The following is a 524-nucleotide window of genomic DNA, read 5'->3' as shown; positions in this document are numbered from 1 at the left end:
TATTATTCTTAGTAGGAGGATGTTCTTATAAATATATGGATCCGCAGTATTATGAGTTTAAGAAGTTGTGTAAAGATATAGATAATAAAGTAATAATTTACAATAAAGCTTATTGGGAAATATTCAGCAATAGAGAAAAAGGAAATACAATGCATGATGAAAAAGGAGAATTCTTTTTTAATCAAAAAATAAATAAAAAAATATATTTTGATTTTAAAAAATCAGAAAGCATTAATGTGTTGCAAAAAAATAAATTTACTTTAACAGAAGTTACATTTGAAGATTATTATGATGGTATTCATTATTCAACACACTTATCTTATATTTATAATGATTATGGTATATTTTTGGGAGGTGATGAGGGTGCTGGATTATATTTTAGATATCATAAAAGACTGTATTGTGAAGATACTAGATAAAAAATTAGAAAGATAATTTGAGATTTAGATTTTTGGAATAACAAATGAGCAAAAACATTAAAACACAAGAAGCTAAATTAGACTTAATCACTAAATTTCTAGACT

1 pseudogene is annotated in these 524 nt (G+C 23.5%); it reads left to right on the top strand.

The window, feature by feature from the left end:
* A pseudogene (locus AJ886_RS10695) lies at nt 1-419 on the top strand (hypothetical protein); the annotation flags it as partial.
* Nucleotides 420-524 lie beyond the last annotated feature (105 nt).

The organism is Campylobacter sp. BCW_6465 (genome assembly GCF_001762815.1).
Taxonomy (GTDB): domain Bacteria; phylum Campylobacterota; class Campylobacteria; order Campylobacterales; family Campylobacteraceae; genus Campylobacter_D; species Campylobacter_D jejuni.
The sequence above is the reverse complement of the archived record's forward strand: the minus strand, read 5'-3'. Positions and strand labels throughout refer to the sequence as shown.